The organism is Bradyrhizobium canariense (genome assembly GCF_018130465.1).
Taxonomy (GTDB): domain Bacteria; phylum Pseudomonadota; class Alphaproteobacteria; order Rhizobiales; family Xanthobacteraceae; genus Bradyrhizobium; species Bradyrhizobium canariense_C.
Map to the genome: position 1 here is coordinate 21,099 of NZ_JAFCKJ010000007.1, position 15,976 is coordinate 37,074.

13 protein-coding genes are annotated in these 15,976 nt (G+C 64.2%); 10 read left to right on the plus strand and 3 right to left on the minus strand.

Annotated features, from left to right (window positions below):
- Positions 1-13: 13 nt before the first annotated feature.
- Positions 14-3,799, minus strand: coding sequence for a VCBS domain-containing protein (locus JQ591_RS19255; RefSeq protein ID WP_349630390.1), 3,786 nt, complete (start codon positions 3,797-3,799; stop codon positions 14-16).
- Positions 3,800-4,248: 449 nt separating this feature from the next.
- On the opposite strand from JQ591_RS19255, the gene JQ591_RS19260 reads away from it, so the two are divergent.
- The 4 genes from JQ591_RS19260 to JQ591_RS19275 all read left to right on the plus strand — a co-directional run bounded on the left by JQ591_RS19260 (position 4,249) and on the right by JQ591_RS19275 (position 10,029).
- The gene (locus tag JQ591_RS19260) at positions 4,249-4,905 is read left to right on the plus strand and encodes a FecR family protein (RefSeq protein WP_211397599.1); all 657 of its coding nucleotides are present in this window, start codon (positions 4,249-4,251) and stop codon (positions 4,903-4,905) included.
- 52 nt (positions 4,906-4,957) lie between these two features.
- Entirely contained in the window at positions 4,958-5,821 is an 864-nt protein-coding gene (locus JQ591_RS19265) for a tetratricopeptide repeat protein (protein WP_211397600.1), read from the plus strand.
- 36 nt (positions 5,822-5,857) lie between these two features.
- Positions 5,858-6,064, plus strand: a complete 207-nt coding sequence (locus JQ591_RS19270; protein WP_211397601.1) for a hypothetical protein — start codon at positions 5,858-5,860, stop codon at positions 6,062-6,064.
- 212 nt (positions 6,065-6,276) lie between these two features.
- On the plus strand, positions 6,277-10,029 hold the full coding sequence (locus JQ591_RS19275; RefSeq protein ID WP_211397878.1) for a tetratricopeptide repeat protein: 3,753 nt from the start codon (positions 6,277-6,279) through the stop codon (positions 10,027-10,029).
- A 246-nt stretch (positions 10,030-10,275) separates the two neighbouring features.
- Here JQ591_RS19275 and fliP read toward each other — a convergent pair whose 3' ends face one another.
- Complete coding sequence (gene fliP / locus JQ591_RS19280) at positions 10,276-11,031, minus strand: flagellar type III secretion system pore protein FliP (protein WP_211397602.1); 756 nt, start codon at positions 11,029-11,031, stop codon at positions 10,276-10,278.
- Complete coding sequence (locus JQ591_RS19285; protein ID WP_211397603.1) at positions 11,028-12,008, minus strand: flagellar biosynthetic protein FliO; 981 nt, start codon at positions 12,006-12,008, stop codon at positions 11,028-11,030. Before JQ591_RS19285 ends, fliP begins: the two co-directional genes overlap by 4 nt.
- Positions 12,009-12,354: 346 nt before the next feature.
- On the opposite strand from JQ591_RS19285, the gene flgB reads away from it, so the two are divergent.
- From flgB to flhB, 6 genes are all read left to right on the plus strand, one after another.
- Positions 12,355-12,759, plus strand: a complete 405-nt coding sequence (gene flgB / locus JQ591_RS19290; RefSeq protein ID WP_027518914.1) for a flagellar basal body rod protein FlgB — start codon at positions 12,355-12,357, stop codon at positions 12,757-12,759.
- Between the two features lie 18 nt (positions 12,760-12,777).
- Positions 12,778-13,203: a flagellar basal body rod protein FlgC gene (gene flgC / locus JQ591_RS19295; RefSeq protein ID WP_007602149.1), complete on the plus strand. Its 426-nt coding sequence runs from the start codon at positions 12,778-12,780 to the stop codon at positions 13,201-13,203.
- 16 nt (positions 13,204-13,219) lie between these two features.
- Positions 13,220-13,528, plus strand: coding sequence for a flagellar hook-basal body complex protein FliE (gene fliE, locus JQ591_RS19300; RefSeq protein WP_007612285.1), 309 nt, complete (start codon positions 13,220-13,222; stop codon positions 13,526-13,528).
- 154 nt (positions 13,529-13,682) lie between these two features.
- Positions 13,683-13,946, plus strand: coding sequence for a flagellar biosynthesis protein FliQ (gene fliQ, locus JQ591_RS19305; protein WP_007612284.1), 264 nt, complete (start codon positions 13,683-13,685; stop codon positions 13,944-13,946).
- Positions 13,947-13,963: 17 nt separating this feature from the next.
- Positions 13,964-14,734, plus strand: coding sequence for a flagellar biosynthetic protein FliR (gene fliR / locus JQ591_RS19310; RefSeq protein WP_211397604.1), 771 nt, complete (start codon positions 13,964-13,966; stop codon positions 14,732-14,734).
- An 11-nt stretch (positions 14,735-14,745) separates the two neighbouring features.
- Positions 14,746-15,825 carry a flagellar biosynthesis protein FlhB gene (flhB, locus tag JQ591_RS19315; protein WP_211397605.1) on the plus strand — a complete coding sequence of 360 codons (1,080 nt, stop codon included), beginning with the start codon at positions 14,746-14,748 and terminating at the stop codon, positions 15,823-15,825.
- Positions 15,826-15,976 lie beyond the last annotated feature (151 nt).

Sequence of the window (15,976 nt, forward strand, 5' to 3'; positions counted from 1 at the left end):
CGCCTTGCGGACGTCACACGATCAGATCGTGCAGCACGTGAGCGCCGGTTGTGCCTGCCCCGTGAGCCGGATCAATATGCGGCGGGGACAGTTCATGCGACGCCGCCGCGGATCCGTGGACTTTCCCGGCGTGCTCGTGATGACCGGACGGCTCTGAGGGATTATCCAATTCTGCGCCGAGCTCCGAATCCTGGCCATGCGAAACGCCATCCTTGAAGTAAAAGGAGTCGCCGGCCTTGTGCGAATCGGGAGGCGCTGAGCCAGGCGCGGCATGACCGGCAGCGGGCGGATCGAAATCCACCGGGCCGTGGCTCGGCGCGTCGTGCTGTCCGGCTGCCTTGCTTGGAAGCAAATGACCGGCGCCGCCGTGGGCATGAGCCGCATTGTGGGCGCTGTCTGGAGCCGATGCACCATGATCCTCGTCGCTCCGCTCGAGCGCACGCGCGTGCCGTGCGAGCTGTTCGGCCGCATCATGGAGCACCGCAAAAGAAACGTCAGTCGTGGGGGTACCTGCGGCGATCACGTCGTTTTTTCCGATCGTCGCATCGGTGCTGTCGGGCAGCGTTAGATGATCGAAGACAAAGCTGGTCGCCGTCGGTGCGGCCACATCATGCAAGATCGTGGACAACGCGCCTGGCGCGGGCTTTACCGTGTCACTGCTGGTCATCTCGGTCGCGTGCGGTTGCATCCCGTCTGAGCTGGCGAAGCTGGGATATTCGATCCACCCAGTCTGGTCCGAACCGGCAAAGGCGCTGTAGGCTTGGTCGGTCGATCTATCCGTCGCGTTCCAGTCAGCGAGGAGCGTTCCGTCGCTGAGAGTGGTGTCGGATGAACTGGTCATTGTCGCGGCGATGGCGTCGCCTTGTGTCGTTGCGCTGAGATCGAGCGGCTCGCCGCCGGCTGCCAGCACGGCTGCCGCCGCCGGAGTCAGGATGAAATCCGACGCGTCGATGGTCGCGATCCCCTGCAGATGGATTTCGATCAGGCCGGAATCGCCAATGTGCAGGGTCTGGTCGCTCGGATTGACATACACGATCGTTTCATTGGTCGCGCTGTCGTAGAGCCATGCGATCGCGTGAGCCGGCACGGCCGTGCTTGCCGAGCTCAAGGCCAGGAGAACGAAGCCAAGCCCGCCGAGAGCCGTCAAGTCGATCTTGTCGGACCCCGATGCGAAGTCGGTAATGGTGTCGAACTGGCCGGCGTTGGAATCGGCCACGAACAGATAAACGAAACGGTCGCTCCCATTGCTGCCGGTGAGGTGGTCCGCACCAAATCCACCGGTTATGGTGTCGTTGCCGTTGTTGCCGTTGATGGTGTCATTGCCCGAACCACCGTAAATCGCGTCGTCTCCGTCGTTGCCCTTGATCGTGTCATTGCCGGAGCCGCCATAGAGAATGTCGGCCTTGCCGGTGCCGTTGACGGTATCGCTGCCGGCGCCTGCGTAGATGATTTGACCTGCATTGCCGCCGCCCGCGATGGTTTCGCTCCCCGGCGTTCCAAACACGTTGGGGGGATCGGATATCACGACGGACCCCGTGGCGAGGTCATCAAAATCGTTGGGGTCTGCGTCGCTGGCACCATGGATGGTGACGGTCACGGCCTGCGTCGTGCCGTCGATCGCAGTTACGGTGAATGTATCGGTTAACGTGTCGCCGACGTCCAGGGCCTGAACCACGCTGTTGTTGTTGTCGAGCGTGTAGGTCCACACGCCGGCTGCAGTCATGGTGAAGGTGCCGTATCCGTCGTCGCTCGTAGTTGGCGAGGCGACTACAGTGAATGTGTTCGGCGTATTGTCGACGTCTGTGTCGGTGAGCGTGCCGGTTGCGATGGGAATGCCGGACGCAGCACTGCCTGCCTCGATCACTGAGCCGGTCGTGGTGCCCGAAATGATGGCGGCGTCGTTGGTGCCGTGGATGGTGACCGTCACCAGCTGCGGGGTGCCGTCGATGGCAGTTACCGTGAAACTGTCGGCGAGCGTGCCGCCAACATTGAGCGCCTGCACCGCGGCGTTGGAATTGTCGAGGGTGTAGACCCACACGCCGGTAGCGGTCATCGTGAAGGTGCCGTAGCCGCTCGCGCTTGTCTTTGGCGAACTTACCGCCGTGAAGATGTTGGACGTATTGTCGACGTCGACGGCGACGAGTGTGCCCGTGGCCGACGGCGTGCCGGGCGCCGCATTGGCGACGCCGCCTGCCTCGGTCACTGCGCCGGTCGTGGTGCCGGAAACAATGGCGGCGTCGTTGGTGCCGTGGATGGTGATCGTGATCACCTGGGCGGTGCCGTCCAAAGTGGTCACTGTGAACGTGTCGGTCAGCGTCTCGCCGGCATTGAGCGCCTGCACTGAGCCGTTGGTGTTGTCGAGCGTGTAAGTCCACACGCCGGCTGCCGTCATCGTGAAGGTGCCGAAGCCGCCCGCGCTTGCCGTTGGGCCGGCCGCCGTGAACGCATTTGAGGTCGTGTCGACGTCCGTGTCGGTGAGCGTGCCGCTTGCCGTGGCCGCTCCGGGGCTTGCATTGGCAACGCCGCCAGCCTCGATCACCGAGCCGGCCGTCGTGCCGGAGATAATGGCCGCGTCGCTGGCTCCATGGATGGTGATCGTCACGACCTGGGCGGTGCCGTCTATGGTGGCCACCTTAAAATTGTCGATCAACGTGTCGCCCGCATTGAGCGCCTGAACCGCGGCGTTGGTGTCGTCCAGGGTGTAGGTCCACACGCCGTCCGCCGTCATCGTGAAGGTGCCGTAGCCGCCGGCGCTCGCTCTTGGCGAGCTCACCGCGGTGAAGGTATTGGGCGGATTGTCGACGTCGGTGTCGGTGAGCGTGCCGGTCGCAATCGGCGTGCCGGCTGTTCCGTTGGTGATGCCGCCAGCCTCGACAACTGAGCCGGTCGTGGTTCCGGAGATGAATGCGGTGTCGTTGACGCCGTTAATGGTGATCGTGAAGGTCTGGCTGACAGAGGCGGATCCGTCGGAAACAGTCACCACGAAGCTCTCGGTCGTGGGCGCCGTCAGCGCGTTGATCGCGGCGCTGTTGGGCACGAACGTATAGGTACCGCTCGCGCTGTTGACGTAGAGCGTCCCGTAGGGATCTGTCTTCGACAGATCGTATGTCACTCCGCCGATGATCGTGTTGCCGGCGCTCGCCCCGATGACGCCGAAGGTCAGCTTGGCATCACTATTGTTGCTGCTCGCGGTGAACGTCCCGCTCGTCGCCGTGAATGTGTCAAACACCACGGTATCGAGTTCGGCCGGGCCGGCTCCGATGCTCAGCGTCGGCGGTGCATGTATGATCAGAGGCACAGGGATGATGAACGGCGGGACATGCGCAAGCGGATCTTGCAGTGCGGGAGCCTCGGGCGGAATGAAATTGATCGGCTGTAGCGGCTGGGATTTGACGAAGGGGGATGTGCCCGACCCGTGGGGTCCTTGCCCTTGAAGATTGGCGAGCGCGTCCTGTTGCGCGGCCCTCAACTCCTCCATGTGAGCAGCAGTGTTCGTGACCTGGTTCACACTGATCGAGGAGCCGACCTTTTTGAGGACGATTGTCTCGCCCGGATCCTCGACGATCATGTGTCGCGGGATCGGCTCCTTGGTCACAAGCTCGAATGCACCGTGTGCAAGGTCCTTGTATGTAATCGTATCGTCGTCGAGGAACGTTAAGTTCGGGTCTGCGGCCTTGACCTGTTTGATCATCGAGAAGAGCAATGCCGTGAGCGACAGCATCCCGAAGCCGCGGGCAGGAGTCCGCTCGCGAATCTGTGCAACGGGTCCATCAAGAGAGCCGCTCTTGGCCGCGTTCACTCGGTGATACCTGACCGCAGCGGCTGCGCGCTCGTCCCCGGACCTTCCAGCGGGCGTGACGGACATTGTTCGACCTCGATTGCTCAGCGGTCGACCTCAGACATCGCCGTATCTTTGCTGGCTTGCCGCGTCACGAGATCGGGAGCAATTTTGCGCCGGCAACCTCAGCCAAGCTCGCTGAAGGTCGTGGTTTCCGAGAATTCCGCCCAGGCCAGTCACGGCAGAATTGCTGTCGTTTCGCCCGACGGCACGGGCGAAAAGCTGGTTGAAATTGCTTGGCACGAATAGTGGCTCTTTCGGGCACGGCGATCAGCCATTCGGATTAATCCGGAATAATCGGTCTGGCTGTCGTGGGCTTGTTGCCGCTGGTCTGCCATGATGCCGGATGGTGCCGACGCCGTCGGAGCCGTTCGGATGCTCAAGCCAATATCTTCAAAAAGGGGTGAGCCATGAGCACGCACGCGGCGACTGTTCTCGTGGCAGGTATCGTGCTTGCGCTGGCCAGCTCGTCGCCCCACGCAGTCCAGGCGCAGAGCGAGTCTCCGCGGCGGGCCGTCATGGACTCGTCGTCAAAGCCAATCGGAAAAGTTGTGGCAGCCGAGGGCTCGGTCATCATCGAGCATGTGGGAGCTGTCATTGCCCAGGCAAACGTCCCGGGCGAATCCATCCAGACGAAGATTGGCGATCCGGTCTATTTGGGCGATGTGGTTCGAACCGATGCCGACAGTCGGGTCGGCATCAACTTCGTGGACGGAACTTCGTTCAACTTGTCGAGCAACACCCGCATGACGTTGGACGAATACGTCTACGAGCCGGCTGGAAAGTCCAATTCGACGATCTTCAACCTGACCAGGGGGACGTTCGTTTTTGTTGCCGGCCAGGTTGCGAAGACCGGCGATATGAGGATCGAAACGCCGGTGGCCACGATGGGCGTTCGAGGCACCACACCACATGTCGAAATCTCAGATGACGGAACCACCAGGTTTTCCACTCTCATCGAAGAGGGCAAGAACAAGTATCCGAAGAAGTCCGGCGTCACGGGGGCGCCGCGACCCGAGCAACGGGCCGAGCGCAAGCTCAATCTGAACATCTGCCGCGGGTGCTAACGCTGGTTCTAGCCTTCGCGCAATCGCCAGATCTCAGAGGACGGGGCCTGACATGGAATCAAGATCATCCGTCGTCAAAAGCGGAGTGGCGATTGGCGTCCTGCTGTTGGTTGGCTTGCCAGTCGCGGCCCAGAATTCCAAGGTGAAGAGCAGCTATCTCAGTCATATTGAACCGTGCAACGGGGTGGGTGCCGTCGCGCTCGATGCCCGGATCGATGCCTGCACGGCTTTCATAGAGGCGCGTCAGGGTACGACGACAGCTCTGGCTATCGCCTATAACAATCGCGGCAATGCCTACACCGCAAAGGGCGACTACGACAAAGCCATCCGCGATTTCGATCAGTCGATCGAGCTCAAGCCGACATACGCAAAGGCCTTCAACAACCGCGGTGTGGCTTACTTGAGGAAAGGCGAATATGAGCGCGCGATCGAAGCCTTTGATGATGCGATCAAGGTCGATCCTGACTATGGAGCGGCCTTCGTCAACCGCGCCGGAACCTACCTGAAGAGAAATGACCACCAGCGCGCGGCGCGTGACTACGACGAGGCCATTCGTCTCCAGCCCGATTCGCTGGCCGCACGGAGCGGACGATGTTGGACCCGGGCGGTGCTCGGTGACTGGCGGGCCGCGCTGGAGGACTGCGACAGAGCGCTTCAATCCGGATCGACCAGCGCTGCCGTGTACGACTCGCGCGGGCTGATCCACCTGAAGATGGGCGAGTTCGGTGCGGCGATCGCCGACTACAATTCTGCCTTGCGAGCCGCCCCGGAATTGGCGAGCGCGCTTTTTGGCCGTGGGCTTGCCAAGCTGAAGCAAGGCGACGCGATTGGCGGAAATTCTGACATTTCGACTGCAAAAAAAATTCAGAGGAACATCGGCGACGAGTTTGCGCGCTATGGCGTCGGTTACGACTGAGTTGGCCCGGTGAGGCGGAACTAATCGGAGGTGAATATGGTTGCAAGGTTCGCGCTCATTCAAACTCACGACGACAGCATTCGCCGCTATCAGCGGCTGTTGAACACGCAGCTGACGGATCTCGAGCGCGAGTACATCCAGATTCGAATCTCGGAAGAACGATTGACTTGCAGTCAATTCGCGAAAACGCGCGGCGAGGTGAATTCCTTCCCCGCCAATCGCGGGGGTGATTGGCATTCCTGACGGTGCGGGCGACGACCGGGCGTTAACACCTCCTTAACCACTTGCTCTCCAAATTCGCAAGGCGAACGCTTCAGCCCGCAGGCATGCGTCGCACTGCGCCGGTTCAAGTCGCCACAGCATTAACAAGTCCTTAATTGGCAAAACCTACATTCGACGCCATGGGCCGGCGCCATGTGCCGGTATGGGTCGTCGAACTGGAAGAAATACCGCCAATGGCGCGAGAGGCTGCCGCTGGATTTGTGTCGCGAGCCCGCGCCCTGGCGCGAGGGCTGTCGAGTCATGTCCGCGCGGCGCCGGTGCTCGCGGTCTGCCTGCTGATCGGTCTCGGCGCGCCCGCCTGTGCCGCCGATGCTGTCCGGGGCGAGGCGACTTTCTCGGCCGGCGGCGGCTTTGCCCGTCTCGTGATCAAGCTCGGCGAGGACGTCCCCTCCGAGGTGACGACGGCTGGCTCCATTCTCGTCATCCGCTTCGACCGGGCGGTCGACGTTCCCGTCGATCGGGTCCCGGAAGGCGCGCCCGACTACGTCAACTCCGCCCGCCGCGATCCCGACGGCGGCGCCATCCGCCTGTCGCTGGCGCGGCGCGTCACCGTCAACACCATGAATGCCGGCGAACGCACCTTCATCGACCTCTTGCCGGAGGGATGGAAGGGGCCGCCGCCGAGCCTGCCCATGGACGTGGTCAAGGAGCTCGCCGAGCGCGCGCGCGTCGCCGAACGCGCGCTGCGCGCCCAGCGCGCCGCGGCGGAGAGCAAGAAGCGTCCGCAGATCCGCGTGCGCGCCTCGGTGCAGCCGACCTTCGTCCGTTTCGTGTTCGAGATGCCCGACGGCGTCGGCGTGTCCTCCGTGCTCAACGAGCAGAAGCTCACGCTCGCCTTCAACGCCAACCTCAATTTCGATCTGGCGGACGCGGTCGTCGCAGCGCCGCCGAACGTCGCCTCGATCAAGCAGAAGGCCGACATCGACCAGACCAGTGTCGAGATCGCGCTGATCGGCGATTCCGACGTGCATTCGTTCCGCGACGAGAAGAACTACGTCGTCGACATCTCCTTCCAGCCGGACAGGGGCAAGATGGCCGCGACGGCCGAGGCGGCGATCGCGCAGGCCAAGCCTGCCGTTCACGGACCTGCGCCTGAAAAGCCGGCGGCCGAGAAGCCGAAGGACGCGCATCGCGAGATCGCGCCGCCGACCTCCGAGACGATCGCGCGCGAAGCCAGGATCGATGTCAAGCCCGAGGTGAAGCCGGAAGCGCCCGCCGCCATGCCGCCCGCCGAAGCGCCGAAATCGATGCCGGCTCCCGCGTCCGAAGCCGCGCACGCTGCGGAAGCGCCCAAGGAAGCGTCCAAGGAAGCGCCCAAGGAGATCTCGAAGCCTGCGACCCCTGCGGCGGAAGCCGCGGTCGCGCCTGCCAAGCCGGTCATGGCCGAAGCGCCTAAAGAGGTCGTGAAGGAAGCTGCCAAGGAACCGGTCAAGGAAGCCGTCAAGGCTGCGCCAGCAGAGGCGCCCGCCATGCCGCAGCCCACTGTTGCCAGCGTCGATGCCCGCCGCGACAGCGACGGCCTGCGCGTGACCTTCCCGCTTCAGGTCGCAACGCCCGCGGCGGCGTTCCGCCGCGGCGACACCATCTGGCTGGTGTTCGATACGCCGAAGCCGATCGACGTCGAGGCGATCCGTACCAAGGGTGGTGCGATGATCGGCGAGGTCGGCCGCATCCCGCTCGACAAGGGACAGGCGGTGCGCATCCGTCTCACCCGGCCGCTGGTCTATTCGCTGACGAGCGAGGAGGTCGGCAAGGAGACCAACTGGCTCTTGACCCTCGCCGACAAGATCCAGGCCACGCCGCTGCCGCTGATGATGTCGCGCAACATCACCGACCCCGCGCTCGCCAACATCGCGATCCCCTTCGCCAACCCCGGCCTTCTGCACAAGCTCACCGATCCCGACGCCGGCGACACGCTCTATGTCATCACCGCGCAGCGGCCGGTGCGCGGCTTCATCAAGCGGCAGGACCTCGTCGATCTCGCGCTGCTGGAATCCGCGCATGGCATCGCGATCCGGCCGAATTCCGACGAGGTCGGCGTCGAGGTCGGGTCCGACAAGGTCATCCTCGGCAAGAAGGGCGGGCTGACGCTGTCGCCGGTCGACATCTCGGCCGAGCGTGCCCCGACCGCAGTGCGGCCGATCTTCAGCCCCGAAGGCTGGCGCAAGGGCCAGTCGGAAAACTTCATAGCGCGCCAGAACGAGCTGATCACGGCGATTGCCAACGTCGAGCCGGCGATGCGTTCGCTGCCGCGGCTCGACCTCGCGCAGTTCTACATGTCGCGCGCGATGTACCACGAGGCCAAGGCCGTCACCGAATTGATGCTGGCCGATCCCCTCAACAAGGAGGAGAGCGGTGCGCTGATCATGCATGCGATCGCGGGCATCCTGATCGGCCGGCCGGCGCAGGGCCTGAAGGACCTCGCCAACCCCGTGATCGGCAACAGCCACGATTCTCAGCTCTGGAAGGCGCTCGCCTATGCGCGCCAGGGCAAATGGGCGGACGCGCGCGAGAAGTTCAAGAACGTCGAATTCGCCATCGCCTCGCTGCCGCTCGACATCCAGCGCATCGTGACGATGGAGGCGATGCGCGCTTCGCTCGAGGTGAAGGACTATGCCGGCGCCTCCAAGCGCCGCAGCGAGCTCGAGGTGGTCGGCGTCTCGCCCGAGGCCGCGCCCGGCTTCGCCGTGCTGCGCGGCCGGCTCGCCGAGGCGCTCGGCCACGACAAGGACGCGCTCGACGACTACAAGTTCGCGGTCGGCTCGTCCGACCGGCCGGCTGCGGCCGAGGCCAAGCAGCTCGAGGTCGCGCTGCGGCAGAAGCGCGACGAGATCAGCAAGGAAGACGCGCTGCGCGAGCTCGAAACGCTCTCGATGACCTGGCGCGGCGACTCGATCGAGGTCAAGACGCTCCAGATGCTGTCGCAGATGTTTGCCGAGAACGGGCGCTACCGGGACGCGCTCACCGCGGCGCGTACCGCGACAAGGCTGCAGCCGAACGCGGATGCCTCGCGCCAGGCGCAGGACCTCGCCTCCGACCTGTTCACGCAGATATTCCTGGGGCCCAAGGGCGACGAGTTGCCGCCGGTCGAAGCGCTCGGGATGTTCTACGAGTTCCGCGAGCTGACGCCGATCGGTCGCCGCGGCGACGAACTGATCCGACGCCTCGCCGACCGTCTCGCCTCGATCGATCTGCTCGACCAGGCCGCCGAACTCCTGCAGTATCAGGTCGACCACCGCCTCGAAGGCGCGGCGCGTGCACAAGTCGCCGCGCGCCTCTCCATGATTTATCTCGCCAACCGCAGACCCGACATGGCGATCACGGCGTTGCGCGCGAGCCGTATCAATGACCTCTCCGGCGAGCTGCGGCAGCAACGCCTGCTGCTCGAGGCGCGTGCGCAGAGCGACGTCGGCCGCCACGATCTCGCGCTCGACATCGTCTCCAACGTCTCGGGGCGCGAGGTGCTGCGCCTGCGCTCCGACATCTTCTGGGCCGCGCGGCGCTGGCGTGAATCCGCCGAGCAGATCGAGCTCTATTACGGCGAGCGTTTCCGTGACTTCAAGCCGCTCAACGCGGTGGAAAAGAGCGACATCATCCGCGCCGCCGTCGGCTATGCGCTCGCCGACGACTCGATCGGCCTGTCGCGCTTCCGCGAGAAATATGCTCCGCTGATGAGCGAGAGCGCCGATCGGCTCGCTTTCGACATCGCGAGCAAGCCGACCGGCGCCTCCAGCGCCGAATTCGCCGATATCGCCAAGCTGGCTGCCAGCGTCGACACGCTCGACGGCTTCCTGCGCGAGATGAAGCAGCGCTTCCCTGACGCCTCCGCCCGCGCGCCGGCCTCGCCGCAGGCCAAGGACGAGTCCGACCACACCGGCTCGCTGCCCACGATCCCCGTCGTGCGGCAGATCAAGATGACGCGGTAGTTTGCAAGGTCGTTAGCAGGTCTATGCGACCTAACCGCATGCTGGTGCAGATCGGCGATCACCTCAGCAAGCAGTACGACGCGAAGGGGGAGGGCGGGCGCTGCCGTACCGCGCGAAGCGCAGCCGGACTGGTCGCCCATTCTCCGTCATCGTGAGCGCAGCGAAGCAATCCAAAGTATATCAGCGGCAGCAGCCTGGATTGTTTCGTCGCGAGGACACCTCGCAACGACAGGGAGGGGAGGGCCGCTACCCCCCGTAACTCTGCACCAGGCTCCCTGCCACCAGCGACCAGCCGTCGACCAGCACGAAGAAGATCAGCTTGAACGGCAGCGAGATCGTCGCCGGCGGCAGCATCATCATGCCCATCGACATCAGCACGGAAGCGACGACGAGGTCGATGATCAGGAAGGGGAGGAACAGCAGAAAGCCGATCTCGAAGGCACGCTTCAGCTCCGAGATCATGAAGGCGGGGACGAGGATGCGTAGGCCGAGCTCGTCGGGGGTTGCCGGCGGCGGCTCGCCGGAGAGATCCAGGAACAGCTTGAGGTCCTTCTCGCGCACGTTCTTCTGCATGAAGCCGCGCAGGGGGACGGAGGCACGCTGAAGCGCGTCCTCGACGCTGAGCTGATTGGCGACGAGCGGACGGATGCCTTCGTCGTAGGATTTCTGCAGGACGGGTCCCATCACGAAGAAGGTGAGGAACATCGCGAGCGCGATGATCACCGAGTTCGGCGGCGCGGTCGCCGTGCCCATCGCGGTGCGCAGCAGCGACAGCACGACCACGATGCGCGTGAACGACGTCATCATGATCAGGATCGACGGTGCGATCGACAGCACCGTGAGCAGCGCGATCAGCTGGATCGCGCGCTCGGTGACGCCGCCCCCGCCTGCGCCGCCGAGATTGATGCTGATGTCCTGCGCATGCGCCGGCATCGCGAGCGATGCCGCGCCGACCAGGACAGAAAGAAGAAAAACTCTACGCGGGAGGGCCGGCAGCCTCACGAAGAGGGCTTCGGACGGCCGAGTAGCGAGGCCATCTCGTCTTCGAGATTTTCAAAGCTGGTCTTTTCCGGGGCCGGCTTTGCGGGCGGGGCCGGTGGTGCCGGCGGCTCGCTGCGGGCCACACGCGGGGGAGCGGCCGGGGGCTCCGGTGCGACCGGAGGGGCCAGCGTCTCGCCGGCGGGCCGGCGCAGCGCAGCTTCGAGCCGTTGGGCCATCTCTGCGAGATTCTGTTCGGCGCTCGATGGCGCCGCAGGAGCGGGTGCCGGCGGCGGAACGGGCGGAGCCTGCGGCACAGGCGGCGGAGGAGGAGGAGGCGCGGCTGCGCGCTCGGCGCGCACTGGAGGCACCTTCACCGGCTCGCTCTGGCGCGGCGGACGCGGCATCAGAGGGGGTTCGTTGCGCGCAACGCGCGGCGGAATAGGTTCGGGACGCAGCTCGCGCTCGGGGCGCGGCGCGATCGGCTCGGAGGTGAAGCCGGCCAGTGGCGGCTCGTTGCGGCGTTCGGCCAGCGCGGGAGCGGGCCGGCGCACTTCGTCGGCGAAGGAGGGGCGCGCGGGCCGCGGCGGCGGCTCGGGCATTTGCGGTTCGGGATGATCGAGCAGTTCGGGCCGGGGTGCTTCGTCGGCCCAGCTGCTGGTATCAGGCATCGGCGCAAGACGCGGCGGCTCGGCGGCATTGGGACGCTGCGGGAGCTGGTCGCGGCCGGGCGCTGCGCGCACGATGTTGGGTTCGACGACAATGTCGGTGGGGCCGCCAATCATCAGAAGATGCTCGACATTGTCACGTCGGACCAGCACCAGACGGCGGCGGCCGTCGACCGCGGCGGCATCGATCACGGCGAGCCGGGGCATCCGGCCGCGCTGGGTGTTGGCGCCGAGCCGGCTGGTGGCGAATCGGCGAACCAGCCATGCAGCGACGCCGATCAACGCCAGAACGACGATGAACGCGACGATGAAGGTGATAGGGCTGCCTTGCATACTTGTCCCCGACAAATGGCGCTCTTCTCGTGCCTGCGGTCAGATGCGCCAACCACCGGCGTACGATGCCCCAAACTGCGATTTCTTAACGTCCCACGGCAAGTTTTGCCGTCCCCAACTCTTAATAACCCATGAATCGCTCGATCCAAAACGACTTCTTGGCCTGTGCACGCGCCGCCAAGCGGTTGGGTTAATGCCGCTTTGGAGGCGTAGAATCACGGGCACGCGCATTCGTGTCCCGGCGGGGGACAATTGCCTGTGCCCTCCTTAACCAGCTGTTAACCATACAGGCGGCAAATTCTGCCTAGCTTCGGACCTAGTCCGAGAGGCGGAAGGAGCCGCAACGATGTCCATCAACGATCTTCCGGTGCTATCGGCGCTTCGCACCAAGATGCAATGGCACCAGGAGCGCCAGCGCGTCCTGTCCGAGAACGTCTCCAATTCCGACACGCCCAAATTCCGGCCGCGCGACCTGGTCGAGCCGAAACTGGACAAGGCCGGCGCCGTCACGGGTTCGATGGGTCCTTTGGCGCTCACCCGCACCAGCGGTTCCCACATGGCGCCGTCAGGCGCGGCCTCCGGCTTCGACCAGAACAAGAATGCGGGTTTTGAGACCCGTCCCGCGGGCAACGCCGTCAATCTCGAAGAGGAGATGATGAAGGCCGCCAGCAACCAGATGGATTATGCGGCGGCGACCTCGCTCTATTCGAAGAGCCTGCACCTGCTCAAGACTGCGATCGGTAAAGGCTAGAGCTAGAGGAGCCGTATCATGGCGAATGATTCAAGCGACTTTGCCCGTTCGATGGCGATCGCGACCTCCGGTCTGCGGGCGCAGGCCGGGCGCATGCGGGTGATCTCGGAGAACATCGCGAATGCGGATTCGACGTCGCAGACCGCCGGTGGCGATCCTTACCGGCGCAAGGTGCCGACCTTCTCCTCGGCGCTGGACCGTACACTCGACGCGCAGGTCGTCACCCTCGGCAGGATCAAGCCCGACCAGTCCAATTTCCGCACCAAATACGAGCCGAACAATCCGGCGGCGGATGCCACCGGGAACGTCAAATATCCCAACGTGAACTCGGTGGTCGAGATGACCGACATGCGCGACGCGCAGCGGTCCTACGAGGCCAATCTCAACATCATCAGTGCGACGCGCCGGATGATCCAGCGCACCCTCGACATCCTCAAGAGCTGAACAGGACATTTGAACCATGGCAACACCGACAATTGCCGCCAACGCCTATGCAAACCTCGCCCGCGTGCTGGAGAACAGCGGTGCCGGCAAGGGCAGCGAGCCGAGCGGGCAGTCCTTCGCCTCTCTTCTGAAAGACACTGTCGGCAGCGTCCTGGAGTCCGGCCGCAAATCCGATGCGCAGACGGTGGCGATGGCCGCCGGCAAGGCCAACGTGATGGACGTGGTGACGGCGGTCGCAGACACCGACGTCGCCGTGTCCACGCTGGTCTCGGTCCGCGACCGCGTGATCGCGGCATACGAAGACATCATGAAGATGCCGATCTGATTTTTCTCCGTCGTCATTGCGAGCGTAGCGAAGCAATCCAGAATCTTTCCGCGGCGGCAGTCTGGATTGCTTCGCTACGCTCGCAATGACGAGGAGGGGTTCGTGCGGTCCTCATCAAGCGGTGGGGATGAGACTTGAATGAAGGAACTGCGAAATGACCGGACCGGAAACCCTCGACGTCGCGCGTGATGCGATCTGGACCATCGTGATCGTGTCGTCGCCCCTGATGGTGGTCGGCCTCGTGGTCGGCGTCGTCGTGTCGCTGTTCCAGGCGCTGACGCAGATCCAGGAGCAGACGCTGATCTACGTGCCGAAGATTCTGGCCATCTTCGCCACAATGCTGCTGGCGTTGCCGTTCATGGCCGACGCACTGCATTCCCACATGCTGCGGATATCGTCGCGAATCATCGGCGGCTGAGGCACAATGCGCCGGTCATGCGCATCGACGTCTCGCTGCTGCCGGCGCTTGCCGCCTCCTTCATGCTCGCCTTCGCCCGGGTCGGCGCGATGGTGATGCTGTTGCCGGGGCTGGGCGAGACCAATATCCCGACGCGGGTGAAGCTGTCGATCGCGCTGATGCTTACGCTGATCATCCTGCCGCTGCATCGCAGTGCCTATCAGGTCGACATGGGCTCGATCGCGCCGCTGCTGGTTCTGATGCTGCATGAGATCGTGATCGGCATCGTGCTGGGGGCGACCGCGCGAGTGACGTTGTCGGCGCTCCAGGTTGCCGGTGCCGTGATCGCGCAGCAGATGGGGCTCGGCTTCGTCACCTCGGTCGATCCGACGCAGGGACAGCAGGGCGTGCTGGTCGGCAACTTCCTGACGATGCTGGGGGTGACGCTGCTGTTCGCCACCGACAGCCATCATCTGGTGATCGCGGCGCTGAACGACAGCTACACGATCTTCGCGCCGGGCGAGACCGTGTCGAGCGGCGATGTCGCGGCGCTGGCGACGCGCGCCTTTGCCGCCGCCTTCCGCTTGGGCTTGCAACTTTCCGGCCCGTTCCTGGTGTTCGGCCTCGTCTTCAACATCGGGCTCGGCGTGCTGGCGCGGCTGATGCCGCAGATGCAGGTCTATTTCGTCGGCGTGCCGCTCTCGATCTTCGCCGGCTTCCTGGTGCTCGCCGTGGTGCTCACGGCGATGATGGGCACCTATCTCGACTATTTCATCGGTGTCATGCACCAGATGATGCCGCTCAAGTGACCGGGTGATCGATGGCGGAAGACAACGATCCAGAGAGTCAAACAGAAGACCCGACGCAAAAACGTCTCGAAGAGGCGCTCGAACGCGGTGACGTCGCCAAGAGCCAGGAGATCAACACCTGGTTCATGATCGCGGGCGGCACGCTCGTGGTCTCGACCTTCTCGGGATCGGTCGGCAGCGGGCTGATGGCGCCGATGCGCAACCTGCTCGCCAATTCCTGGATGATCAAGACCGACGGCAGGGCTCTGCTCGCCCTGATGCAGCAGATCGAGGTCGCGGTGCTCGCGGCGGTCGGCGTGCCGCTGCTGATGCTGGTGCTGGCGGCAATTGCCGGCAACATGCTGCAGCACCGCCTGGTCTGGTCGGCCGAATCCCTCAAGCCCAAGTTCAGCAAGCTGTCGCCTGCCGAAGGCCTCAAGCGCATCTTCGGCAAGCAAGCGGCGGCGAACTTCCTCAAGGGTCTCGGCAAGCTGATCGTGCTCGGCGCGGTCATGACCGCGATCCTTTGGCCGGAGCGGCATCGCATGGAGGCGATGGTCAGGCTCGATCCGGCCGCCTTGCTCGGCGCCTCTACCAGCCTGACCATTCATCTGCTCGGCGCGGTGGTCGCGGCGCTCGCGATCATCGCCATTGGCGACTATTTCTTCCAGTATCGCAGCTGGTTCCAGCGGCAGAAGATGTCGCTCCAGGAGATCAAGGAAGAGTTCAAGCAGTCCGAAGGCGACCCGCACATCAAGGGCAAGCTCAGGCAGCTGCGCCAGCAGCGCTCCAAGAAGCGCATGATGCAGGCGGTTCCCAAGGCCTCCGTGATCATCACCAACCCGACCCACTATTCGGTGGCGCTGTCCTATGAGCGCGGCATGTCGGCGCCGATCTGCGTCGCCAAGGGCGTCGACAGCCTCGCTTTCAAGATCCGGGAGATCGCGCGCGAGCACGACATCCCGATCGTCGAGAACGTGCCGCTCGCCCGCGCGCTCTACGCCACCGTCGAGATCGACCAGGAAATCCCGACCGAGCACTATCATGCGGTCGCCGAAGTCATCGGCTACGTCATGCGTCTGAAGAGCGGATTCGGTGCCAGCCGGCAATAAAACCCCTGAAAAGTACTGGAAATGGCTCTAATCTGGGAATCAGCGTACCTTTCGCCCCTGCTGCCCTTGCGCCTGCGGGTCCGATTCAGGCAGGGAGGACCCTGCGCGCCCCGTAGCGCGTTGATTCTCTGCCGACAGGCTGTGCCAGCTT